At 29.4% G+C, this 23,987-nt stretch carries 20 protein-coding genes; 17 read left to right on the top strand and 3 right to left on the bottom strand.

Annotated features, from left to right (window positions below):
- Positions 1-17: 17 nt before the first annotated feature.
- From ACJDTP_RS06455 to ymfI, 8 genes are all read left to right on the top strand, one after another.
- Positions 18-803, top strand: coding sequence for a transporter substrate-binding domain-containing protein (locus ACJDTP_RS06455; RefSeq protein ID WP_406760796.1), 786 nt, complete (start codon positions 18-20; stop codon positions 801-803).
- 479 nt (positions 804-1,282) lie between these two features.
- Positions 1,283-2,065, top strand: coding sequence for a transporter substrate-binding domain-containing protein (locus ACJDTP_RS06450; protein ID WP_077843760.1), 783 nt, complete (start codon positions 1,283-1,285; stop codon positions 2,063-2,065).
- Between the two features lie 15 nt (positions 2,066-2,080).
- Positions 2,081-2,743 (top strand): amino acid ABC transporter permease, encoded by a 663-nt coding sequence (locus tag ACJDTP_RS06445; protein WP_406760795.1) that lies wholly within the window; start codon positions 2,081-2,083, stop codon positions 2,741-2,743.
- Positions 2,727-3,455, top strand: coding sequence for an amino acid ABC transporter ATP-binding protein (locus ACJDTP_RS06440; RefSeq protein WP_012058608.1), 729 nt, complete (start codon positions 2,727-2,729; stop codon positions 3,453-3,455). The genes ACJDTP_RS06445 and ACJDTP_RS06440 overlap by 17 nt, the downstream gene beginning before the upstream one ends.
- A 256-nt stretch (positions 3,456-3,711) precedes the next feature.
- Entirely contained in the window at positions 3,712-4,722 is a 1,011-nt protein-coding gene (locus ACJDTP_RS06435) for an asparaginase (RefSeq protein ID WP_077840899.1), read from the top strand.
- A gap of 926 nt (positions 4,723-5,648) precedes the next feature.
- Positions 5,649-6,581: a metallophosphoesterase gene (locus ACJDTP_RS06430; protein ID WP_078115627.1), complete on the top strand. Its 933-nt coding sequence runs from the start codon at positions 5,649-5,651 to the stop codon at positions 6,579-6,581.
- 31 nt (positions 6,582-6,612) lie between these two features.
- A complete protein-coding gene (locus ACJDTP_RS06425; protein ID WP_078115626.1) occupies positions 6,613-7,548 on the top strand; it encodes a dipeptidase in 936 nt (311 codons plus the stop codon).
- Positions 7,549-7,785: 237 nt separating this feature from the next.
- Complete coding sequence (gene ymfI, locus ACJDTP_RS06420) at positions 7,786-8,529, top strand: elongation factor P 5-aminopentanone reductase (RefSeq protein WP_171771393.1); 744 nt, start codon at positions 7,786-7,788, stop codon at positions 8,527-8,529.
- 11 nt (positions 8,530-8,540) lie between these two features.
- On the opposite strand, the gene ACJDTP_RS06415 is transcribed toward ymfI, so the two are convergent.
- On the bottom strand, positions 8,541-10,061 hold the full coding sequence (locus ACJDTP_RS06415) for a HAMP domain-containing sensor histidine kinase (RefSeq protein ID WP_077843757.1): 1,521 nt from the start codon (positions 10,059-10,061) through the stop codon (positions 8,541-8,543).
- A complete protein-coding gene (locus tag ACJDTP_RS06410) occupies positions 10,062-10,733 on the bottom strand; it encodes a response regulator transcription factor (RefSeq protein WP_012058614.1) in 672 nt (223 codons plus the stop codon).
- A 697-nt stretch (positions 10,734-11,430) separates the two neighbouring features.
- Here ACJDTP_RS06410 and ACJDTP_RS06405 point away from each other — a divergent pair.
- The 3 genes from ACJDTP_RS06405 (at position 11,431) to ACJDTP_RS06395 (ending at position 14,207) form a co-directional block, all read left to right on the top strand.
- The gene (locus ACJDTP_RS06405) at positions 11,431-12,672 is read left to right on the top strand and encodes a M16 family metallopeptidase (RefSeq protein ID WP_077843756.1); all 1,242 of its coding nucleotides are present in this window, start codon (positions 11,431-11,433) and stop codon (positions 12,670-12,672) included.
- A 35-nt stretch (positions 12,673-12,707) separates the two neighbouring features.
- A complete protein-coding gene (recX, locus tag ACJDTP_RS06400; RefSeq protein WP_406760794.1) occupies positions 12,708-13,349 on the top strand; it encodes a recombination regulator RecX in 642 nt (213 codons plus the stop codon).
- 138 nt (positions 13,350-13,487) lie between these two features.
- Positions 13,488-14,207, top strand: a complete 720-nt coding sequence (locus ACJDTP_RS06395) for a transglutaminase-like domain-containing protein (protein ID WP_173713619.1) — start codon at positions 13,488-13,490, stop codon at positions 14,205-14,207.
- 1 nt (position 14,208) lies between these two features.
- On the opposite strand, the gene ACJDTP_RS06390 is transcribed toward ACJDTP_RS06395, so the two are convergent.
- Positions 14,209-14,565: a tetratricopeptide repeat protein gene (locus tag ACJDTP_RS06390; protein ID WP_077843753.1), complete on the bottom strand. Its 357-nt coding sequence runs from the start codon at positions 14,563-14,565 to the stop codon at positions 14,209-14,211.
- Positions 14,566-14,781: 216 nt separating this feature from the next.
- On the opposite strand from ACJDTP_RS06390, the gene ACJDTP_RS06385 reads away from it, so the two are divergent.
- The 6 genes from ACJDTP_RS06385 to ACJDTP_RS06360 all read left to right on the top strand — a co-directional run bounded on the left by ACJDTP_RS06385 (position 14,782) and on the right by ACJDTP_RS06360 (position 23,984).
- Positions 14,782-19,095 (top strand): acyl-CoA dehydratase activase-related protein, encoded by a 4,314-nt coding sequence (locus ACJDTP_RS06385; protein ID WP_406760793.1) that lies wholly within the window; start codon positions 14,782-14,784, stop codon positions 19,093-19,095.
- Positions 19,096-19,322: 227 nt separating this feature from the next.
- Positions 19,323-20,363 carry a phosphodiester glycosidase family protein gene (locus ACJDTP_RS06380; RefSeq protein ID WP_406760792.1) on the top strand — a complete coding sequence of 347 codons (1,041 nt, stop codon included), beginning with the start codon at positions 19,323-19,325 and terminating at the stop codon, positions 20,361-20,363.
- A gap of 92 nt (positions 20,364-20,455) precedes the next feature.
- Positions 20,456-21,523, top strand: coding sequence for a hypothetical protein (locus ACJDTP_RS06375; protein WP_406760791.1), 1,068 nt, complete (start codon positions 20,456-20,458; stop codon positions 21,521-21,523).
- A 193-nt stretch (positions 21,524-21,716) separates the two neighbouring features.
- Positions 21,717-22,487, top strand: coding sequence for a hypothetical protein (locus ACJDTP_RS06370; RefSeq protein WP_077839483.1), 771 nt, complete (start codon positions 21,717-21,719; stop codon positions 22,485-22,487).
- Between the two features lie 77 nt (positions 22,488-22,564).
- Complete coding sequence (locus tag ACJDTP_RS06365; protein ID WP_077843749.1) at positions 22,565-23,425, top strand: DMT family transporter; 861 nt, start codon at positions 22,565-22,567, stop codon at positions 23,423-23,425.
- Between the two features lie 142 nt (positions 23,426-23,567).
- Positions 23,568-23,984 carry a flavodoxin gene (locus tag ACJDTP_RS06360; RefSeq protein WP_406760790.1) on the top strand — a complete coding sequence of 139 codons (417 nt, stop codon included), beginning with the start codon at positions 23,568-23,570 and terminating at the stop codon, positions 23,982-23,984.
- The last annotated feature ends 3 nt before the right edge of the window (positions 23,985-23,987 follow it).

Raw genomic sequence — 23,987 nt, 5'->3', positions numbered from 1 at the left:
ATTAAGGGGGAAAAAAAATGAACAAAAAATCGTTAGTAGGAATTGTACTAGCATCAGTTATGACAGTAGGTATAATGGCAGGTTGTGGGTCATCAAAAAATGATTCGGCAAAAAGTGGTGATGGAAACAAGAAATATGTAATTGCATGTGATGCTAAATATGCACCATTCTCTTTTGAGGAAAATGGAAAATATAAAGGGATAGATGTAGAACTTTTAGATGCAATTGCAAAGGAAGAGAAATTTGAATATGATTTAAAGCCAATGGACTTTAATGGAATTATTCCTGGACTTACATCTAATCAATTAGATGGTGCTATTGCAGGGATGAGTATTACAGATGAAAGAAAACAATCTTTAGATTTCTCAGATGGATATTTTGTTTCAGGGCTATCATTAGTTGTTAATAAAGATAACACTGATATAAAAGGTGCAGATGATATAAAAGGTAAAAATGCATCACTTAAAAAAGGTACAGCAGGAGCAAAATTTGCTGAAGATAATGAATCAAAATATGGATTGAAGCTAAACTATTTTGATGATTCTCCATCAATGTTCCAAGCTGTTGAAAATAAGAATTGCGATTTCTTATTAGAAGATTATCCTGTTATTGCATATAAAATTAAGGTTGATTCTGATTCAAAGTTAAAAATTGCAGGAGATAAGCTAACAAATGTTGACTATGGATTTGCAGTTAAAAAAGGTGAAAATGCAGACTTATTAAAGAAATTCAATGAAGGTTTGAAAAAATTAAAAGAAAATGGGCAATATGACACGATCGTTGATCAATATATTGCTAAATAAATAGTAGATAGAATATGAACTACTAATGATTAAAATAAGCTATGAGTTTATTTTAAAATAAAAAGCTATGAACTTAGGAAACGATGTTTCTAATTTATAGCTTTTTCCTATTAAAATTGAATTTGAAACTGAAATAAAAACTTAATTCATAAAATAAGTATTAAATATGAAAAATGAAGGAGAATGCATTACTTGATTCATAATTAGGAATACATAGCTTTTATAAAATCTTTGTTTTGAAACAGTAAATATTGCCTATAAACGCGCATATATATTAGGTATAACTATTTTATTATATGTCTTGTTATATTTATACATATACTTAATGCATTGACAGTTTTTGAATTAAACTATATAATAAGTTTCATAATGAAGTAAAAAATCATTTGGGATTTATTGTGTGGAATAGTTTTTCCAGAGTGCAATAAATTAGATTTTTTAATTAAAATTAAATAAATATTGCAAAGGGGCAAGGAAAAATGAACAAAAGATCATTATTAAGTATTTTATTAGCATCAGTAATGTCTATAGGGCTAATGACTGGATGTGGTGCATCAAAGAGTGATACAGGATCAGGTGAAGGAAATAAAAAATATGTGATTGCATGTGATGCAAAATTTGCACCATTCTCTTTCGAAGACAGTGGAAAATATAAAGGAATAGATGTAGAACTTTTAGATGCAATCTCAAAAGAAGAAAATTTTGAATATGAATTAAAACCAATGGATTTTAATGGAATAATTCCAGGGCTTACAGCTAATCAATTGGATGGAGCTATAGCAGCTATTACTATAACTGATGAAAGAAAACAAACATTAGATTTTTCAGATGGGTATTTTGTATCAGGGTTATCAATAGTTACAAATAAGGATAACACTTCAATTAATGGAGTCAACGATCTAAATGGAAAAAGTGTATCAATAAAAAAAGGAACTGCAGGAGCAAAATTTGCTGAAGATAACGAATCAAAATATGGATTGAATTTAAGTTATTTTGAAGATTCTCCATCAATGTTCCAAGCTGTAGAAAATGGCAATACTGATTTCTTAATGGAGGATTACCCTGTTATTGCTTATAAGATTAAAGTGGATAGCGGAGCAAAATTAAAAATTGTTGGAGATAAATTAGATGCTGTAAATTATGGATTTGCGGTTAAAAAAGGTGAAAATCAAGATCTATTAAAGAAATTTAATGAAGGATTGAAGAAATTAAAAGATAATGGAAAGTATGACCAAATTGTTGGTCAATATATAGGAAAATAGTAAGGAGAATTAAAAATGGAGATTTTTCAATTACTAAAAGATAGTCTGCCTAGTTTATTAAGTGGGCTTTCAGTAACAATAGAAGTTGCAGCAATGTCATTAATATTAGCAGTTATATTCGGGATAATTTTAGGAATATTTAGCATAAGTACTTCAAAAATTTTAAAAGGTATATCTACAATATATATCTACATTGTCCGTGGAACACCACTTATGGTTCAAGCTTTATTCTTATATTTTGGTGTTGGACAAGCGTTTGGTATAAGATTTGACCCTATAGTTGCAGGTGTAATAACTCTTACTGTAAATGCAACAGCTTATATGGCTGAAATATTTAGAGGAGGAATACAAGCTGTAGATAATGGTCAAATGGAAGCTGCAAGAAGTTTGGGACTTAATTACTCAAAGGCTATGAGAAAGGTTATTTTGCCTCAGGCTGTTAAGATCATGATTCCATCTATATTAAATCAATTTATTGTTACATTGAAGGATACATCAATATTAACAGTTATTAGTATAAGAGAACTTACATCATCAGGACAAATTATTATTGCAAGAAACTTTAAGGCACTTCAGATGTATGCAATTGTAGCTTGTATGTATTTTATAGTAATAACAGTATTGACTTTAATATCAAGTTATATAGAAAGGAAAATCAGCTATGGTAATAAGCGCTAAGAATCTTAAAAAACGTTATGGACAATTAGAAGTTCTTAAAGATATATCAGTAAATGTTACAGAAGGTGAAGTTCTTTGCATTATAGGCCCTTCAGGATCGGGAAAGAGTACTTTCTTAAGATGTCTTAATGGTTTAGAAGAAATTCAAGCAGGTAGTATTACAATACTAGGCCAAGAGCTTGTAAATAATAAGGACATAAATAAATTAAGAGAAGAAATCGGAATGGTGTTTCAATCTTTTAATTTATTCCCACACCTAACAGTTCTTCAAAATATGTTATTAGCACCTTTAGAATTGAAGAAGATGAACAAAGCTGAAGCAACTGAAAAAGCTCTTTCATTATTGGACAAAGTTGGATTAAAAGATAAAAAGGATGTTTATCCTGATACTTTATCTGGTGGACAAAAACAAAGGGTTGCAATTGCCAGAGCTCTTGAAATGAATCCTAAGATAATGTTATTTGATGAACCAACTTCTGCACTAGATCCTGAAATGGTTGGTGAAGTGCTTAAGGTTATGAAAGATTTAGCTCAAGAAGGAATGACAATGGTTGTAGTAACTCATGAAATGAATTTTGCTAGAGATGTATCTGATAGAGTTATATTTATGGATCAAGGATATATAGTTGAAGAAGGTCCTCCAGAAGAAATATTCACTGCACCTACTAGCGATAGATGTAAAGAGTTCTTAGATAAAGTAATTAACAATTAAAATTTATTATATGAGAAATAAAGAGCATTGTTTCAATTTCAATATTTAATGATATTGAGAAACAATGTTCTTTTTATATATTTTTCATGGTTTTTTACTTGATTTATTTATTAATATGCTATAATTTATATTTATTAGGTATTATAAGTAGAATAATAAATCTATACACTAACTCGTTAAAATATATAAAGAAATACATATATTTTCGATTTATTGTTTTAGAAAATATGGCACATAGAAATTGGGGAGGATAAAAATGATACAAATTAATCCGAAAAATTCTGAATTAAAAAATATAATAATTCTAGCTACTGGAGGAACTATAGCTGGTACGGGAGAAGAGGGGAAGACTACTAATTATACAGCAGGTAACATAGATATAGAAGTACTAGTTAGTAGTGTCAGAAACCTTGATAAAATAGCTAATATATATGGTGAGCAGATTGCTAATGTTGATAGTAATGATATAACTATGAATCATTGGTTAACTCTTGCTAATAGAATAAATGAACTTTCAAAGCAAGACGATGTGGATGGTTTTGTAATAACACATGGTACTGATACATTAGAAGAGACAGCATACTTTTTAGATTTAACAGTTAAAACAGATAAACCAGTCGTATTGACAGGAGCAATGAGACCGTCAACAGCAACAAGTGCAGATGGACCTTTAAATTTATATCAGTCAGTAGCATTAGCTGCTAGCGATTTATCAAGAGGGCATGGAGCGATGGTTGTTTTTTCAGATGGAATTTATAGTGGAAGAAATGTTCAAAAAATCAACACTTTTAAAACAAATGCTTTTAACTCAATTGAATTTGGATGTCTTGGTTACATGAGGGACAATATACCATTCTTTTTTAATAAGTCAATAAAACCACATACAATTTATTCACAATTCGATGTTACAGGATTAACTGAGCTGCCTAAGGTTTCTATCGCATATTTCCATATTGACGCTGATCCTTCGATTATTAACTATTTTGCTCAAAACTCTGAAGGAATTGTAATAGCGGGTGCGGGAAGTGGTACTTTCAGCTCAAATTGGTTGGAAGAAATCAGGAACCTTGAAACAAAGGGGATTCCAGTTGTTAGATCTTCAAGAATAGGAAACGGAATAATATTAACAGATTCAACTATAGATAAATACTCAAATTGCATTCCTAGTTATACATTATCACCTCCAAAATCTAGGATATTACTTACATTGGCTCTTACTAAAACTAAAGATTATTCTGAAATAAAGAGAATATTTGCAGAGTATTAATTCAAATATTATAAAAATTTCAACTAAATGTAGTTTGGCATAAAATGTTTCATAGATCTCATACGAATTGAAAAAGTTATATTTAAGGTAAAGATAGTTTATAAAAATGCTATCTTTACCTTTTATTTATAGATAAGCCAACTATAATCTATACTTATGCGTATACCTCAGTGAAATGAATAATATACTTTTGTTCCAGTTTCTAGGTAATTCGGATTGGTAATTCTAAGGCTATAAAGTTGCACCCAAAGTGCTACCCTCAAAGAACAAGCACTCACAGAGAAAGTTCTGCTTACCAAATGTAAAATTTGGAGCATCACTTTTTGAACTAGCACATTTGGAACAGTTGAAAGGAAACTCGACTCACTTCGTTCACTGAGTAATTTCAATTGACCAAATCGTAGATTTGGAATTTCAATTAAGAATTACATCCATCATAATTACCAATGAAACATTCCACAAACGTATATCACTCATTTCTGGTTGGAATAGATTGCATAGTCTAGGTATAGTTTATGATTGTGTTATCTATATAGATGAATAACTTAAGAATTTGGCTTATACTTTGCAATAAATGCCATACTAGAAAGTAGAAACATTTTTATGCAGCAGGCATTGAAAATGAGCTGTTAAAAGCTCTTAATTGTAGGTTGTTCAACTAATGCTTGTCACAATGAAATTGGGAGCAAGCATTAGTGGTGCAACCTGCAATTTAGCACTTTCAGCGAAATTTTCATAGTCCTGTGAAATAACAATGTTTTTACTTTCGGTGGATTATTGTATAAGTCTAGGTTATATATTGTTTATCTATAATAAGGATTTTAATTAAATATTTAATTTGGATATTAAGAAATATTTTAGTCATCAAATAAAAGTGCGTATTCATATAATAAATGAAATCAATATAATGTTATAGGGCTTTTTATATGAAAGAACAATGCACAGAAAGCAATGATTTTTTTAAGAGAATATATAAAACTGGTAAATTAATTGAATTTGATGAAAAATCTAAAATAGTATTTATAAGTGATGTTCATAGAGGAGACGGTGGATATGCTGATTCTTTAAGACAAAACAGAAACATTTATAAAGCTGCTCTTGGATTTTATTATGAAAATGGATATACTTTAATAGAATTAGGTGATGGAGATGAATTATGGAAAAATAAAGATTGTTTAGATATCGCCTATAATTATAAAGATGTTTTTTCAATGCTTAATGACTTTTATGATGATAATAGGTTGTGCTTGGTATACGGAAATCATGATATAGTAAAAGCTAACCCAGAATTCATAAAACGGCAAGAAAGACTTTTTGCAAATGCCGGAAATGGCTTTGGACGTGAGATGATAAACTTATATTCTAATATAACTTTTTATGAAGGAGTTATACTTAGATATATGCCATCTAAAGAGGATATAATTGCATTTCATGGGCATCAAGTAGATTTTATTAATTGTGAGATGTGGAAAACTAGCAGGTTTTTAGTAAGGCATGTATGGAGATTTATGGAGGGAGTTGCAGGGTTTAAACCTCCAACTAGCCCGGCAAGTAATTATGACAAAGGAACAAAAATAGATCATATACTTGGACATTTAGCACGTAAGGAGAAAAAAGTTATAATCTGCGGGCATACTCACAACGATATATTTCCTGAAGCAGATGAGGGGATTTATTTCAATGATGGCTGCTGTGTATTTCCATCAGCAGTAACTTGTATTGAATTAACAGGTGGTAAAATATCATTAATTAAGTGGGCTATAGAAGTTGATAGTAAAGATGTTTTATACATTAATAAAACTATAATTGGAGGTCCTGAAAATTTAGAAAAGTACTTTTATTATGCAAAACAGTTTTAGAATAGAAGAACGTTTAAAAAGGAGATTATATATGAAGTTTATTGATTTACATTGTGATACTGCAAGTAGAATTTTTTATGAAAAGCTAAATCTTAATCATAAGAAGTGTAAAGTTAATATTGAAAATTTAAAAAGAGGCGAAAATTTAGGGCAGGTTTTTGCATTTTTCATAGAGAAAGAATCAATTGAAGATCCATATGATGAATTTATAAAATTATATAATAGCTTTACTCAAGAAATAAGTAAAAATACAGGAGAGATAGAGATTGTAAGAAATACAGCTGAGCTAAAAAATGCTGAAAAAGCAGGAAAGATTGGGGCTTTTTTATCCATAGAAGAAGGAGAAGTCATTAAAGGAGATATACAAAAGCTGAGAACTGTATATGATATGGGAATTAGAATCATAACAATTACTTGGAATTATCAAAACTCATTAGGGTATCCTAATGCAGGTTATACTTATAGAAATAAAGGATTAACTAGAAAAGGAGTCGAAGTTATTGAAGAATGTGAAGCCTTAGGCATAATTCCTGATGTATCTCATTTGTCAGATGCTGGATTTTATGATTTGATTAGAATTTGCAAAAAACCATTTATAGCTTCACATTCTAATGCACGTGCGATCACAGAGCATCCTAGAAATTTAGATGATAATATGATAAAATTATTAGCTGAAAAGGGTGGAGTAATGGGGATAAACTTTTGTTCTGATTTTTTAGGAAATGAAAGTGTATCTTCAATAGAAGAAATGATTTGTCATATAAAACATATTAGGAACATTGGAGGAATTGATGTACTTGCCCTTGGAAGCGATTTTGATGGAATACACAATGAGGTGGAAATAGAAAACGCTTCAGAATTTAATAAATTATATTTGGCACTTAAACAAAATCATTTTAAGGAATCAGAGATAGAAAAAATATTTTATAAAAATGTCCTAAGAGTTTTTGAAGAAAACTTTAAATAATAAAAATTCATATATATGCTGCAATTGAAAATTACGACCAAATTCTTGAAATGCATGTGTTATAAAAAAATTTTAATTTATAAAATTTTATCTTAAATTATCAGTCAATACAAACTAAATAATTTTATAGAAAATAAATTATTTTGTTAATAACTTATATAGTAGAATACAATGAAAATTTAAAAGGTGGTGAATTTGTCAGATATTCAGTTATATAATATCTGACTAAGGTTTGTTATGAATAAATTAAGGGGTAAAGTTGCACTAATTACAGGTGCATCAAGAGGCATAGGAAGAGCTATAGCAGTAGAGCTTGCAAAGGAAGGGGCAAGCGTTATAATAAATTACTCTACTGATGACGAAGGTGCAAAGGAAACTTTGGAAGAGATAAAGAGTATAAACGGCTATGGAGTTATAGTAAAAGGAGATATATCAGCTTTCGATAAATGCCAAATGATAGTTGAAGAAGTTTTAAAAGTAATGGGGAAGATTGATATTCTAGTAAACAATGCAGGCATAAGTCATATAGGTTTATTTATGGATTCAACAGAAGAAGAAATAAGCAGGATATTGAATACAAATCTTTTAGGAGCAATTTATTTAACAAAGCATGTCCTAAGTAATATGATTTCTAGAAAAAGTGGAACTGTCATAAATATTTCTTCTATGTGGGGAGAAGTTGGAGCCTCTTGTGAAGTGTTGTATTCAGCTACCAAAGGCGGATTAAATTCATTTACAAAAGCACTTGCGAAAGAAGTAGCGCCTTCTAATGTAAGAGTAAATTGTATAGCACCAGGAGTAATAGATACAAAAATGAACTCATTTTTAGAAGGAGATGAAAAAAAATCCCTAGAGGAAGAAATTCCTCTAGGAAGATTTGGGCTTCCAAGTGAGATTGGTAAAATTGCTGTATTTTTATCTAGTGAAGATTCATCGTATATAACAGGGCAAATAATAAGAGCAGATGGTGGATATATTTAAGGTATATCCGCTTACTCTTCTTCACCTTCAGGTGATACTATTTTCTCTAAGTAAAAATAAAATTCTACACCATTATTGATGTTTTGTAAATTAAACTCACTGTTATGAAGACGTAGTATATTTTTAACTATTGATAAGCCAATACCAGTACTATTCTTTTGAGTTCTTTCTCTGGATTTATCTATTCTATAGAATTTATCAAAAAGTTTGCTTATTTCAGCTTCAGGAATAACTACTCCCATATTTTGAACAGATATTTTAAACTTGTCTAGACCTTCTTCAATATTTACGTTTATGTCATTGCCAGGAGGAGTATATTTAATTGCATTTGTTATAAGATTAGTTAAAACCTGCTCCATTTGAAATGGATCTGCGTAAACATAGCTATAAGGTATTGATGAATTAAAGTTTACATTAAACTTATTTTCTTCAAAGTCTGGCTTATGCTTCTTTAATATTTTAGTAATTAATCTATTAATATTAAAAGATTCAAAATTTGGTTTTATAATCCCGGATTCAAGTTTCGAAAGTTCTAGCATATTAGTGACTAATACAGTCATTTTTTTCGACTCATCAATTATAGTTTCTAAATATAAATTAGCGTCTTCGCCAGATACGATACCATCTTTAATGCCTTCTGCATATCCTTCTATAATTCCTATTGGGGTTTTTAGTTCATGACTAACATTAGATATAAAATCTTTTCTCATATCTTCTAATTGTCTTTCTTTTTCAATATCATCTTCTAATTTCTTGTTTTTTTGCTGTAAATCTACTAAAGCAGCTTGTAGATTTTTAGATAAAAAATTTAGCGATTTGGCAAGGCTTCCTATTTCATCATCTCTATCAGTTTCATAAACTCTTGCAGAGAAATCCATATGAGATATTTTGTTTGCTGTATTGGTTAAGTTTACAAGAGGCTTAGATATAAGGTTAGAGTAAATTGAAGAAAGTATTACTGATATAACAATCAATCCAAAAAACAAATATACAAAAAATTCACTCATAACTTCAGAGGCTTCCTTTATTGGCTGAATGGAAGCAACGCAAAAAATAAGACTATCATTTTTTGTGGTTATAGACATAGGACTAATTACACCAATCTTACTTAAGCCGCTGCTCTCATTAGTAAAAGTTGTATACTTGGTTTGAGAATGAGTAATAACGTCGTTAATCAAATCGCTATTATTTATTAATTCTTTACCAAAAGAAGTTAGGGTGTCAAAACTCTCCTTATCACTATAAATGTTGTTAGAAAAATATTTTATATCTCCATTTGTTGATGTAATGATAATTTTAGCATTATTATCATTCTCAAATTTTTGCAAGGCCTTATACAAGTCAGCATCATTGTCTATATGAAGTGAATATAAATCATGAAACTTATTAACTTCTTTAACTAATGAAATTGTTTTTTTGTAAGAATAAAAACTTTCAAAGAAAAAGGCTTGTGCAAAGTAAGTTATGAACATTAATGCAAGAACAAGGCCTAATGTTATGCTAAATAGCCTTTTAGATAAACTACGCCTCATTTATTTAACCTCAAATTTATAGCCGCTGCCACGAACTGTAATTATATAATTAGATTTATCTAACAGCTTTTCACGAAGTCTTTTAACGTTAGTGTCAACTGTACGTATATCTCCATAGTAGTCAATCCCCCAAACATTATCCAATATATTATCTCTACTTAAAGCAATTCCTTCATTAGTAACTAAGTACATCAAAAGTTCGTACTCTTTTGGCGATAATATTATTTCTTTGCCATCAATTTTTACTTCATGTGAAAGTTTGTTTATAGTTAAACCGTTAAAATCTTGAAAGCTAGAATCTAGATCCTCCCTAGTTCTTTTTAGAAGAGCCTTAACTTTAGCAATTAAAACTTTAGGGCTAAATGGTTTTGTGATATAATCATCAGCTCCGTAATCATAACCTTGAAGTTTATCCTCTTCTTCACCTTTTGCAGTGAGTAAAACTACAGGAACGGTGGAGACTTCTCTCAATTTTTCCAACATAGTTAATCCATCCATAACAGGCATCATAATATCTAAAAGTACTAAATCAATTTTTTGTGTACTAAATACAAATAATCCTTCTTCGCCATTTGAGGCTTCAAAAACATTAAAATCTTCTTTTATTAAATAATCTCTAAGTAAAAACCTAATTCTTAGTTCATCTTCAACAATTAAAATAGACTTTCTCATAACTTTTCATCTCCTTATATGTGAACGTGTAAATTCATACAATGCTTATAATAACATAATACCTTACAAATAAGGCAATTCTATTACAATCATATATCACATTGTACAATTTTTTGTGTTCTAAGCGCAATATAATATTGCAAAAATAATCCTTTATCATAATTCTAAAAATATTACAAGAATTTTGGGTGTAATTGTGAATTGCAATATACATATTATTTTAAGTTTAGCATATAAAGATCAATATGTATGTTATAATAGTAAATCTACATTTAAGATTGCAATAAAACAAGATCTAAGCAAGACTAAAATCTGCAAGCTCAATTACAAGGTATATATTAAATTCATTATAGTATAATAACGTAAATACTCTCATATATTATATTGGATAATAATTATCTATAAATAATAAATTTATAATGATTATCATGAATTTGGAAGAAATAAAAAAGATTTTTAAGAATATACGTCAGACATATCGCATGGATAATAATACTAATTTTGAATTGGAACATATATTTGTGTTATTATATAGGTGTATAGATTATTTTTGATTATAGAAATTTACTTTTGTTTTGTGATATGATTATGAATGGCATATTTATACTTTAAAACGTGATTAGCATTACTAGTGTTATTTTAAATGAAAAGATCGCAAAGTATCAGGATATTTGATATGTAATTAGGAGAATAGTGAATGATAAAATTAAATTTTGATGTGAAGAGACATACACTTGAAAATGGCTTGGAAGTAATAACTATTAAGAAGGATACTCAAATTGCATCTATTAATATAGGAGTTAAGGTCGGTGCTCTATATGAGAATATGAAAGAAAAAGGTATAAGTCACTTTATTGAACATACTTTGTTTAAAGGAACCATCAATAGAACTGGTGAAGAGTTAAATGATGAATTAGAGGCTTTAGGCGGAGAATATAATGCTTATACAGATTATGATGTTACTGTTTATACGATCAGCTGCCTGATGGAAGAATTTAAAAAAGCAACAGAGCTTTTGGCTGATATGATTGTAAATCCAACATTTGATAAAAATGAAATAGAAAAAGAACGAGGTGTAATTTTATCAGAAATAAGGATGAGCAAAGATGATATAGAGGATTTCAGTTTTAAAAATGTAAATAAACTTGCATTTAATAAAAGTGCTCTAAAATATGAGGTTACTGGACTTGAAGAGAATGTTTCTGGATTCACCAGAAAGAAATTGATATCTTTTTATAAAAGGTATTATACACCTCAAAATTCTCTTATAACTATGGTATCGCCCTTAGAGCATGATGAAGCTATAAACTTAGTGAAAAATTATTTCAGTCAATGGGAAGGACAAAAGCCTGAACCTATAAATATCATAATAGAAAAAAATAAAGAAACAACAGGAATAAGTTATAAGAAAGATATAGAGCAAAGCACTATAGTCTATTTATATACCTTCAATGATTTAGAAAAATCAAATGAACTTCCGCTAAGAATTTTGAATCACAGACTTGGGGAAAGTTCGAATTCACTTCTTTTTAGAGAAATTAGAGAGAATAGGGGATTAGCTTACGATATTTATACTCATTTAGAAATAACCAATAATATAAAAACCCTCTATATATACACAGCAGTTAGTGAGGAAAACATTGATGAAGCTAAAGCGGCTATTGATGAAACAATAAAAAACGTAGTTGAAGGAAAGATTCAAATAGGAGATAGAGATTTAAATATAATGAAAAAAGTCCATAAGACGGCTGTAATATCAACTTTAGAGGATTCGTCTGAGTTATGTAATTACATGCTTCATCAAGCATTAGAGGGCGAGGACATATTTGAATTTGTTAAAGATATGGACAGATTAAATATGTTGGATATATTAAAGATTAATGAAGTTGGAAAAAAAGTTTTAAAAAACCCAACGATACACATATTAAAGTCTAACTAGTAAATTAAATAATAAAAAAGGTGAAAGTTTTAACTATGGCAAAAATAACGAAAATAGAAATTCAAAAGAGAAACAAAGAAAGAGTTAACTTATTTTTAGATGGTGAGTATGCATTTTCTATTTCAGCAGAACTAGTTTATAAAGAAAGTCTTAAAGTAAATAGTGAAATAAATCCTGAGAAATTGAGGGCACTAGCAGAAAGTGAAAACTTTATGAGGTGTAAGGAATCTGCTTTGAGGATAATAGAAAAAACATATAAAACAGAAAAAGAGGTTAGAGATAAGCTAAGGCTTAAAGAGTATGACGAATTATCTATTGACAAAGCTATTGAATTTCTTAAAGAATATAATTTTATAAATGATGGCAATTATACAAAAATTTTTATAAAAGATAAATTACGATCAATGGGAAGTCAGAAAATAAAATATACATTGCTTCGCAAAGGAATTTGCAAAGAAATCATTGATGAGGAATTATTAAATCTAGATAAAGAAAATGAAAAAGATGTTGCATTTGATATAGCACAAAAAAAATATAATTTAATAAAGAATAAAGAGACTGATACTTATAAGATTTCAGGAAAATTATATAGGTATTTAATTTCAAAGGGATATAATACAGAGATTACTAGTCAAGTAATCAAAAAAGTTATGGCTGTAGACGTGGATGATTTTTAATAGTGCTTTTATATTTCGCTCGTTGAAATTTAAGGCGCATATTTTAGATGTATTTTTAATATGCTTATGTTCTCATTTTTGATATAATTAGAATATACATTATAATAGGGTGAAAATATTATTTGTGGAGGAAAAATTATGAATGAAAATAAAGCTATGTTAGTAGTTAATGGAATCATCTCAGGATGCATTCAAGTAAGTATCATAATTGCACTATTAGTCTTTCCTAGTATAATATTTAATTCCACGTCAGTTCATTCATTCACAGAAAATGTTCTTAAACAAGAATATTCACCAAATGAAAATAGCAAGATTGTAAATAGTAAATTATTTAAGAACATACAGTCAATTAAAAATGCATCATCAAAAGAAATTATTATTTATAATGGAGTTACTATAGAAGACGGAATTAAATCAAATGAAGAAATTGATAATAAAGCGCTAAAATTAACTCAGGGCGCTAAAACTGATAGGGAAAGAGCAAAAATATTATATAGTTGGATTGGAAGTAATATAAAGTACGATAATGAAAAGGCTCAAGAAGTTTTAAGTGGAGGCGACACTGAAAAAATGCCAGAAAGCGGTGCAATACCAGCGTTCAGTAGTAGAACAGGTATTTGTTTTGATAAGGCATGTCTTTATGTAGCGATGTCTAGAGCTGCTAATCTTAAAGTTAGGCTTTTAGGAGGCCAAGCCTATGATGGAGAACAATATGTTGGCCATGCATGGAACCAAGTTTATTTAGAGGATGAAAATAAATGGATCAATGTAGATACAACCTTCTATGATGGAGGAAATTATTTTGATTCCAATTTATTTAATAAGCATAATGTAGAAGAAATTGCTGGTGAATGGTAAATTAGTTTGCTTTTTTAAATTTTGAAATAATAAGGTCTATGGCCTTTTCACAATCTTTGTCATTAGGATCTATTGACCATGCTAAATTAAAGAAACGTAAAGCTGTATTAAAGTTTTCTTTCATGACATAGCAATATCCAAGATTAAAAAAGTATTTACTTTCATGCTTAAGAGAAATTGCTTTGTTAAGCATAATTATTGCATCATCAAATTTTTTGAGTTTAATTAAACAAACTCCACAATTATAGTATGAACAAGCCGTGTTTAAATTTTCTGATGCAGACTTTTTATAAAAATCCATGGCTTTTTCGTAATCCTTCATATTGTAAAATTTGTTTCCTTCAGTAAAATAATTCATTTGTGACCTCCAATAGCAAAATTGTAAATATTAACTTAAATTCTTTATAATTATAGACAATACTTTATATTAGTATACATATGGAAGTATTTATTAAGGCATAATTAAAAAAATAACAGACCAGTATGCACGGGGAATTATTTTCTTTCATGTGCCTAAGCTTTAAAATTATATAACCAATATGTACATTGAAAAAACAGAGTAGGTGAAATAAATATGATAAATTATAAAATTGGTTTAGATATAGGATCAACAACAGTAAAATTAGTGGTTCTTAATAATGAGAACATTTTAATATATAGTAAATATAAAAGACATTTTTCAGATATAAGAAGTACAATAATTGACTTAATAAAGGAATGCTATGATGAATTAGGGAATATTAACTGCAAAATTAATATAACAGGATCAGGAGGATTGTCAGTATCAAAATGGCTTAATCTTGGTTTTGTACAGGAAGTAATTGCATGCTCAAAAACAGTTGAAACAATTATTCCGGAGACTGACGTTGTAATAGAATTAGGTGGGGAAGATGCCAAAATTACATATTTTAGAGGTGGAATAGAGCAAAGAATGAATGGAAGTTGTGCCGGCGGTACTGGAGCTTTCATTGATCAAATGGCCATATTATTGAATACTAATGCAATGGGATTAAACGAGTATGCTAAAGAATATAAAGTAATATATCCTATAGCATCAAGATGTGGTGTCTTTGCAAAAACAGATGTTCAGCCATTGATAAATGAAGGCGCTAAAAAAAGCGATATAGCTGCATCAATATTTCAAGCTGTAGTTAACCAAACTATAGGAGGGCTTGCGTGTGGTAAGCCTATAAGAGGCAATGTGGCATTTTTAGGAGGTCCTTTATTTTTCCTTTCAGAATTAAGGAACAGATTTATTGAAACATTGAATTTAAAGGATGAACAAATTATTGCACCAGAAAATTCTCAACTTTTTGTTGCGATGGGAGCAGCTCTATTGTCAACAAAGGAAAAATCAACATCTTTAAAAAATATAGTAGATAAAATTTCTGATATTTCTAATATAAAGGATGATACTGAGCCAAGACTTGAACCGTTATTTAAAGATAAAGAAGATTACGATAAGTTTAAAGAGAGACATGATAAAAATGTTGTAAAAAGGGGAGAGTTAAGGGAATATAAAGGACAAGCATTTTTAGGAATAGACGCTGGTTCAACAACTACTAAAGTAGCACTTATAGGTGAAAATTCTGAACTTTTATATTCTTACTATGGAAGCAATGAAGGAAACCCACTAAACAAAGTTGTAGAAATCATGAAAGATTTATATGAAAAACTTCCAGAAACAATAGAGATTGTAAACTCTTCTGTTACTGGTTATGGAGAAGCTCTTATTAAAGCAGCGCTTCATATAGATATAGGAGAAATTGAAACAATTGCACATTATAAGGCTGCAGATCATTTCTTGCCAGGTGTAGATTTTATCTTGGACATAGGCGGGCAGGATATGAAGTGCATAAAGATAAAAAATGATGCAATTGATGGAATACTTTTAAATGAAGCTTGTTCATCAGGATGCGGATCTTTTATTGAGAGTTTTGCTAAGTCTCTTGACATGAAGGTAGAGGATTTCGCAAAGGAAGCCTTAAAATCTAAAGCTCCAGTGGACTTAGGTTCTAGGTGCACAGTATTTATGAACTCGAGAGTTAAACAGTCTCAAAAAGAGGGAGCTGAGATTTCAGACATATCAGCTGGCCTTTCATACTCAGTTATAAAGAATGCTTTGTTTAAAGTAATAAAGTTAAGAGATGAAAAAGACATAGGCGAAAAAGTTATAGTACAAGGTGGAACATTTTACAATGAAGCTGTACTTAGGAGTTTTGAACTTATATCAGGAAGAGAAGCAGTAAGACCAGATATCTCAGGACTAATGGGAGCCTTTGGGTGTGCTCTTATTGCAAAGGAAAGATATATTGAAGGAGAAAAGTCAACTTTATTACCTAGAGATGGAATAAATAAATTTGAAATGACAGCATCATTTAGAAGATGCGGAAAGTGTGGAAATAATTGTTTGCTTACTGTAAATAAATTCTCTACAGATGAGGAGTTCATTTCAGGAAATAGGTGCGAAAGAGGGCTTGGAATAGAGAAGTCTAAGGAAAGCAAACTACCAAATTTATTCGATTATAAGTACAAGAGAACATTTGGTTATAAGCCTTTAAAAGAAGAAGAAGCTAAACGTGGAGTTATAGGAATTCCAAGAGTTCTTAACATGTATGAGAATTATCCATTTTGGTTTACACTTTTAACTAACTTAGGCTTTAGCGTTAAATTATCAGCACCTTCAAGTAAGAAGATATATGAACTTGGAATTGAAACAATTCCATCAGAATCAGCTTGTTATCCAGCAAAATTGGCTCATGGTCATATAATGAATTTGATAAATAGAGGAATTAAAAATATATTTTATCCTTGTATATCATATGAGAAAAAAGAGTTCATGGATGCTCAAAATCATTACAATTGTCCTATGGTAACTTCTTATCCAGAAGCGATAAAAAATAATATGGATGAATTAAAGGAAAATAACATTAATTTCATGGAACCATTTTTATCTTTAGATAATGAAAAGGAGCTTGCAAAAAGAATTGTAGATGAATTCAAGGCGTTTAATGTAAGTATACAAGAGGCTAAAACAGCTGTGGAAGAAGCAAGTAAAGAAAGAGAGAATTTCAAAAAGGATATTCAAAAAAAAGGTGAGGAAGTTATTTCATATCTAAGACAGAATAATAAAAAAGGAATAGTATTAAGTGGAAGACCTTACCATGTAGATCCTGAAATAAATCATGGAATTCCTGATATGATAAATTCTTTTGATATGGCTGTATTAACAGAAGATAGCGTGTCTCATTTAGGAGTATTAAAAGATAAGCTTAGAGTTGTAGATCAGTGGATGTATCACTCAAGATTATACAGAGCCGCTGCTTTTGTTGCTGATGAGCCTTGTGTAGATATGATTCAGTTAAATTCTTTTGGTTGTGGATTAGATGCAGTTACTACAGATCAAGTTTCTGAAATTATATCCTCAAAAGGAAAGATATATACAGTATTAAAAATAGATGAAGGAAATAATTTAGGGGCTGCTAAAATTAGAATTAGATCATTAAAAGCTGCAATGGGCGAAAGAGAACGAAAAAATTATAAACCAGTTGAAGAACAAGTAGTATACAAAAATCCAGTATTTACACCTGAGATGAGAAAGAAACATACAATTTTATGTCCTCAAATGTCACCTATTCATTTTGATTTAATTGAGACAGCTGTGAATGCATCAGGCTATAACTTAGAAGTTTTACCATCAATGGACATGAAAGCTGTTGATGAAGGATTAAAATATGTTAATAATGATGCTTGTTATCCATCAATTATAGTAATTGGTCAAATAATTGAAGCCTTAAAATCTGGAAAATATGATTTGAGTAATACTTCAGTTATAATATCTCAAACTGGCGGTGGCTGTAGAGCAACAAATTATATTGGATTCTTAAAGATGGCTTTAAAGCATGCTGGATTTGAACAAGTACCTGTTATATCGTTAAATGCAGTAGGACTTGAAAAACAACCAGGTTTTAAGATTACTCCAAAATTGCTTCATAAAGCTATTATGGCATTAGTATACGGAGACTTATTCATGAGAGTGTTGTATAAGACAAGGCCTTACGAAAAAGTTAAAGGATCTGCCAATGATATTTATAAGAAATGGAATGAAAAGGTAAAATTAAATTTAGTAAATGGAAGCAAGAGAGAGTTTAATAACAACATAAAAGAAATCATTCAAGAGTTTGATGAATTACCACTACTAAATGTAAAAAAACCTAAAGTTGGTGTTGTTGGAGAAATATTAGTTAAGTTCCATCCAACAGCAAACAATGATATTGTGGGTATTTTAGAAAATGAAGGGGCAGAAGCAGTCGTTCCAGATCTTCTAGATTTCTTTTTCTACTCAGCATTTGACGCAGACTTTAAAGCAAAATATTTGGCAGGAAGTAAGCTTTCAAAAAATTTATGTAATATGGCTATTTCGTATATTGAAACATACAGAAAAACTATGAAAAAACAACTAGAAAAAAGTACTAGATTTTCTAAGCCAAAACACATAAAAGAATTAGCTGGCATGGCATCACCTATACTTTCTCTTGGAAACCAAACTGGAGAAGGTTGGTTCTTAACAGCAGAAATGATAGAGCTTATTGAGTCTGGCACAAGTAATATAGTGTGTCTTCAACCTTTTGCATGTTTGCCTAATCATGTTACTGGAAAAGGTATGATAAAAGCACTAAAAGAAAGATATCCAAAATCAAATATAGTGGCAATAGATTATGATCCTGGTGCCTCAAATGTAAACCAGTTAAATAGAATTAAGCTAATGTTATCAGTTGCCTTTAAAAATTTAGGTGATGAACTTAAATATCATAAAAAACAAAATGAAAGTATTGTGGAGCAGCAATTTCATAATGAGGCAGGTTTAACACTTGAAGACAATATTTAATTAAATTGTGTTAAATTTAATGTTTTAGTTAGCATAATCATGTATTTATAATGCATAATGTACATAATTTATAATTAACGTACATTATGCATTAAAGCTTTTGAAGGAATTTACATGTAATTGTTTTTATTACAATTATTGTTTTATGTTACTTTTAGTTTATACAATGGTTATTGTACAGTTTTATAGGCTATTAAAATAATGTGCAATTTATTAGGAGGTAATCGATGGATACGCAAAGTAATCATCAAGAAAAAGAGAAAATTAAAAATAAAAAATTTAAACCGCTTGTATTCTTTTTAGGGATAGTATACATAATTGTTTTTCTATGTATAAGTACGCCTATAGTATTATTTTTTGGACCGTATGAAAATACAAGAAAAGTATTTGTTTCAACATTACTTGGAACAAGACATGCGTATCTATTAACAGATTTTATGTCCCAGGAAGAAATAAATAAGATCCTAGGAGTTAACAAAAATACAGAGGAATTGAAGGATGATAGTACTCAAAATACAGAAACAGATTTAAATAAGGTAAAGGTGAAATATACTAGTGGAAATGAGATAACTAGATATGATATACATACAGACAGATATAATGGATATATACTTGAAATAAAAAATCCATTAGGAGTTAAAGTTGCAATGACAAAATACCTAGGAAAAATGGGACAGAAAACTAGTGAAATGGCAGAAGAGAATAATGCTATTGCAGCGATTAATGGTGGGTCCTTTGTAGATAAATCTTCTGATGGAACCCTTTATGCGGGAACTGGGGCAGAGCCAGGGGGATTTATTATATCAGGTGGAAAAGTTGTATATCCTAAAAACAATGTAAATAGAAATAATGTTGAAAATGTTATAGCTTTTACTAAAGGTGGTCAGCTTATTGTGGGAGATCATACTCTTAATGAGCTTCAAAAGCTAGGAGTGCAGGAAGCAATGTGCTTTAGAAGGCCTAATATTATTATAAATGGTAAGCCTCAAGTTAAAGATAAGACATCTGATGGGCTTAATCCTAGAACTGCAGTGGGTCAAAAAGAGGATGGTACAGTTATATTTTTGGTTATTGATGGGCGAAAAATCACAGCGCCTGGAGCAAGTTTGTATGATGTTCAAGAAATAATGTTAGATAGAGGTGCGATTAATGCGGGTGCTCTTGATGGTGGTTATTCTTCTACAATGTACTATAAGGGAGAAGTTATAAATTCTCCAAATGCTTGGGATGGTGAAAGATCTGTTGCCACAGCTTTTTACGTTGAGTAAAATAAAGTTTATGAGAAATAATCATAATAAATATTACATATAACACAAAAGTAGAAGTGATTTTGAAGTATCTTTGTAGGAGAGGATAGTTAATGAAAAACCTGGTAAGAATAGTAGTATGGACACTTGTAGCAATAGTAATTCAACAAGGTATATTTTTATATGTGGAAAATATATATTTAGCTTCAGATGTAAAAATACAAGCTGAAAAAGTTGAAGAAAAGGAAACGCCAAAAGATAATAAGCAAAATGAAATTAACATTAAAGATGGAGTTTCTAAAGCATCAGTATCCTCAGATGGCAGATTTGTTGCTTATATAGAAAATAGTAAACTTAAGGTATTAGATAGCAATGATAATAGTGAAAAAGAATTCCAATGTGAAGACGGCGGAGATGTAGTGTTCTATAAATGGTTAACAAATGAGAACAATATAATTGTTATACAAAAAGTGCAAAAAAAAGGAGGAGCTTATTTTGAGCCAGTATCTTTTGATGCGAAGAAAGGTGAAACACGACAACTTGCAGACTTTAATTTAAATGAGTTGAAAATAGATACAAAGAATGCAAATGATAAAGTAGACAATGTAGTATTTTCTACTGCAACACATAGTCTTTACATAAAAATTAATAAAACCAATGGAAAAAGTGATTTATATTATGCTAATGTAATGAATCAATTAGAGAAAGTCAGATCCAATAAAGAAATTGGAAATATAATAGTACCTACTACAAGTACAAATGCGGTAATGGAAATGGGAAATGGAGCAACCATATTAAATAGTCCAAACAATATAGAAATACCAAATGCAAAAGTTATAAAAATATTAGGAAATGATATTAATGATAATGTATATTTTGGTGAAGAAGTTAGCGGTAATATTACTAAAATATATTATTCAGCATTAAACGAAGGGAAAATAAAATGGAATATGTTGATTTTGCCTAAGCCAGTAAGTAAAGAAGATATAATTGTGGATTATTCAGGAAAAGTTTATATCAATGATAAATCTGCAGGAAGTGTTTTAGAGCTTATTAGTAAGAAGACAATTAAGTATGAAGGAGATCTTCTGCAATCTTATTCTAAAGGGATTATTTCTATAAATGGAAATAAGTTAAGAAAGTACGAGATTGGAGAAAACAGAATTTCCATTAAGCAATAATATGCTTAATAAAAACTACTTTGCCAAATAATCATGATTTTGATAATACAAAAATATAAGAAATTTTTGTATTTAAGGATCTATCATAATAAGATATAATAATTCATATAAGTTTTAAAAGAATAAAATATAAAAAAAGTCATATAATTAAATTTATGTAAATATAAAATCAATGGTAAAAGGGGCGGAATTTATGGATAAAAGTAAAAAAAATAAATTAATTGGAACAGGAGTCATTGTTGGATCCATGGCAGCATTAAGTGGTGCCATAGCAATGGGGAAGAGGTTTAGAAATAAAAAAATAAAAAAGATCATCGATATTAAGACATATTCTACAGGTGTAATTAGAAGTTTTGGCACTTTATATTTAAATGATGAAAAGCAGAAGGTGCCAGGAGATTTCGTGCAGTTCAAAGACATTGCTTCATTTGCAGGCCAAAAAATAGAAATTAAAGATACTGATAAAGATGATGATTATAAATTATCTTGGATAGAGATAAATGATGCAGGTAAGAAATTATTGATTTGTGATAGAAATATTTTGAAAAATATTTCATGGAATGAACTAAATGATCAAAATTTAGTTTTTGGTAAAGTAGTAATAGTAGAAGGGGAAAAATACATCTTAAGGCTCTTAACTGGATATAGTGAAAAGAAAAATTATAAGAATAATGAATGGGATAAGTATATAGTAAATTCCAACAAAATTGATGGACTTCCACCAAGTGAAGATTATGATGTAGATAATAATATAAAGAAATTTGATGATGAGAAGATTAATGGAAATAATAATGCTTTATGGCATTGGTATAATTTCTCATCTTTTACTCAAAGCGAAGGCTTAAGAAGTGAAAAATTCTGTATAATAAGAGGATATTATTCAACAACATATTCTAAGCAGTCAGTTAAAGACTTAAAATATGAAACTGTAGGGTATAGGCCGGTTTTAGAATTGATTGAATAAAATATAAGCGTATGGGCACTTATTTATAGTAGCTTATGCGCTTTTATATTAATAAATAGATAATAATAGGAGGAAAAATGAAATTAACAAATTTAAGTAACAGAAAGAAAGGAATAATATTTATAACTGCATCTGCATTTGGATTTGCAATGATGTCAGCATTTGTTAAGATTTCTGGTGATTTGCCATCGTTTCAAAAAACTTTTTTTAGAAACATAGTATCACTTATGGTGGCATTCGCACTAATATCAAAACATAGAGGAAACTTTTTTGGTCAAAAAAATAATCAGAAGACATTGTTGCTCAGGTCGATATTTGGAACTTTAGGCATTTTATTTAATTTCTACTCTATAGATAAACTAGTTCTATCAGATGCTAATATGTTAAATAAATTGAGCCCTTTCTTCGTAATTATTTTTTCGGGAATATTTTTAAAAGAGAAAGTGAATATAAAACAAATTATAGCAATAATTATAGCATTTATAGGAACTTTATTCATAATAAAGCCTTCATTAAACTTAGAAATAATGCCTGCAATAGCTGGAATTTTAGGTGGTGTCACTGCAGCAGCAGCTTATACATGTGTTAGAGCTTTAAGTGGAAAAGAACATCCAGAAACTATTGTATTCTATTTTTCTTTTATTTCTAGTGTAATTACTTTTCCATTAATGATAATATACTATGAAAATATGAATATAATGCAACTTATCTATTTGCTTTTAGCTGGTATCTTTGCAAGTCTTGGACAATTTGGAATAACTTTAGCATATAAGTACGCACCAGCAAAGGAAATATCAATATTTGATTATACAAATATAATTTTTTCAGCAATAATAAGTTTATGTTTATTTGGAATTCTTCCTGATTACATGAGTTTTATAGGATATATTATTATCTTCAGTGCATCTTTATATATGTTTTTATACAATAAAGATTGACTATAAGTAATATAAAAAATATTAGTTAAGGAAAAAAATATAAAATTTATTAATAAAACTTGACAAAAGTGGATAGATATAATATTATCTAATTGAGAATGATTTTCAAAATTATTTAATTAAATAGGGAGTGGTACAAGTAATGAAAATAGTATATTGGTCAGGAACTGGAAACACAGAAAAAATGGCAGAATTAATTGCAAAAGGAATCATAGAAAGTGGGAAAGATGTTAATACTATAAATGTCTCAGATGTAAATATAGACGAATTATTAAATGAGGATATACTTATTCTAGGTTGTTCAGCAATGGGAGATGAAGTATTAGAAGAGTCAGAGTTTGAACCATTTATAGAGGAAATTTCAACTAAGGTATCAGGTAAGAAAGTTGCACTTTTCGGTTCTTATGGTTGGGGCGATGGAAAATGGATGAGAGACTTTGAAGAAAGAATGAATGGATATGGTTGCATTGTAGTAGAAACACCATTAATAGTTCAAAATGAGCCAGATGAAGCTGAACAAGATTGTATAGAATTTGGTAAGAAGATTGCTAATATATAATTA

The organism is Candidatus Clostridium helianthi, assembly GCF_045310795.1.
In the GTDB taxonomy this organism is placed as follows: Bacteria; Bacillota; Clostridia; order Clostridiales; family Clostridiaceae; genus Clostridium; species Clostridium helianthi.
Note: the sequence above shows the minus strand (reverse complement) of the source record. Positions and strands in the feature narration are given on the sequence as shown.

Bases quoted from the DNA above. Each gene is read 5' to 3' on its own strand.
- ACJDTP_RS06425 (WP_078115626.1), top strand. From the start codon at position 6,613: ATGAAGTTTATTGATTTACATTGTGATACTGCAAGTAGAATTTTTTAT.
- ACJDTP_RS06375 (WP_406760791.1), top strand. From the start codon at position 20,456: ATGAAAAACCTGGTAAGAATAGTAGTATGGACACTTGTAGCAATAGTA.
- ACJDTP_RS06455 (WP_406760796.1), top strand. From the start codon at position 18: ATGAACAAAAAATCGTTAGTAGGAATTGTACTAGCATCAGTTATGACA.
- ACJDTP_RS06430 (WP_078115627.1), top strand. From the start codon at position 5,649: ATGAAAGAACAATGCACAGAAAGCAATGATTTTTTTAAGAGAATATAT.
- ACJDTP_RS06360 (WP_406760790.1), top strand. From the start codon at position 23,568: ATGAAAATAGTATATTGGTCAGGAACTGGAAACACAGAAAAAATGGCA.
- recX (WP_406760794.1), top strand. From the start codon at position 12,708: ATGGCAAAAATAACGAAAATAGAAATTCAAAAGAGAAACAAAGAAAGA.
- ACJDTP_RS06445 (WP_406760795.1), top strand. From the start codon at position 2,081: ATGGAGATTTTTCAATTACTAAAAGATAGTCTGCCTAGTTTATTAAGT.
- ACJDTP_RS06365 (WP_077843749.1), top strand. From the start codon at position 22,565: ATGAAATTAACAAATTTAAGTAACAGAAAGAAAGGAATAATATTTATA.
- ACJDTP_RS06390 (WP_077843753.1), bottom strand. From the start codon at position 14,565: ATGAATTATTTTACTGAAGGAAACAAATTTTACAATATGAAGGATTAC.
- ACJDTP_RS06440 (WP_012058608.1), top strand. From the start codon at position 2,727: ATGGTAATAAGCGCTAAGAATCTTAAAAAACGTTATGGACAATTAGAA.
- ACJDTP_RS06450 (WP_077843760.1), top strand. From the start codon at position 1,283: ATGAACAAAAGATCATTATTAAGTATTTTATTAGCATCAGTAATGTCT.
- ACJDTP_RS06405 (WP_077843756.1), top strand. From the start codon at position 11,431: ATGATAAAATTAAATTTTGATGTGAAGAGACATACACTTGAAAATGGC.
- ACJDTP_RS06385 (WP_406760793.1), top strand. From the start codon at position 14,782: ATGATAAATTATAAAATTGGTTTAGATATAGGATCAACAACAGTAAAA.
- ACJDTP_RS06410 (WP_012058614.1), bottom strand. From the start codon at position 10,733: ATGAGAAAGTCTATTTTAATTGTTGAAGATGAACTAAGAATTAGGTTT.
- ACJDTP_RS06370 (WP_077839483.1), top strand. From the start codon at position 21,717: ATGGATAAAAGTAAAAAAAATAAATTAATTGGAACAGGAGTCATTGTT.
- ACJDTP_RS06415 (WP_077843757.1), bottom strand. From the start codon at position 10,061: ATGAGGCGTAGTTTATCTAAAAGGCTATTTAGCATAACATTAGGCCTT.
- ymfI (WP_171771393.1), top strand. From the start codon at position 7,786: ATGAATAAATTAAGGGGTAAAGTTGCACTAATTACAGGTGCATCAAGA.
- ACJDTP_RS06380 (WP_406760792.1), top strand. From the start codon at position 19,323: ATGGATACGCAAAGTAATCATCAAGAAAAAGAGAAAATTAAAAATAAA.
- ACJDTP_RS06435 (WP_077840899.1), top strand. From the start codon at position 3,712: ATGATACAAATTAATCCGAAAAATTCTGAATTAAAAAATATAATAATT.
- ACJDTP_RS06395 (WP_173713619.1), top strand. From the start codon at position 13,488: ATGAATGAAAATAAAGCTATGTTAGTAGTTAATGGAATCATCTCAGGA.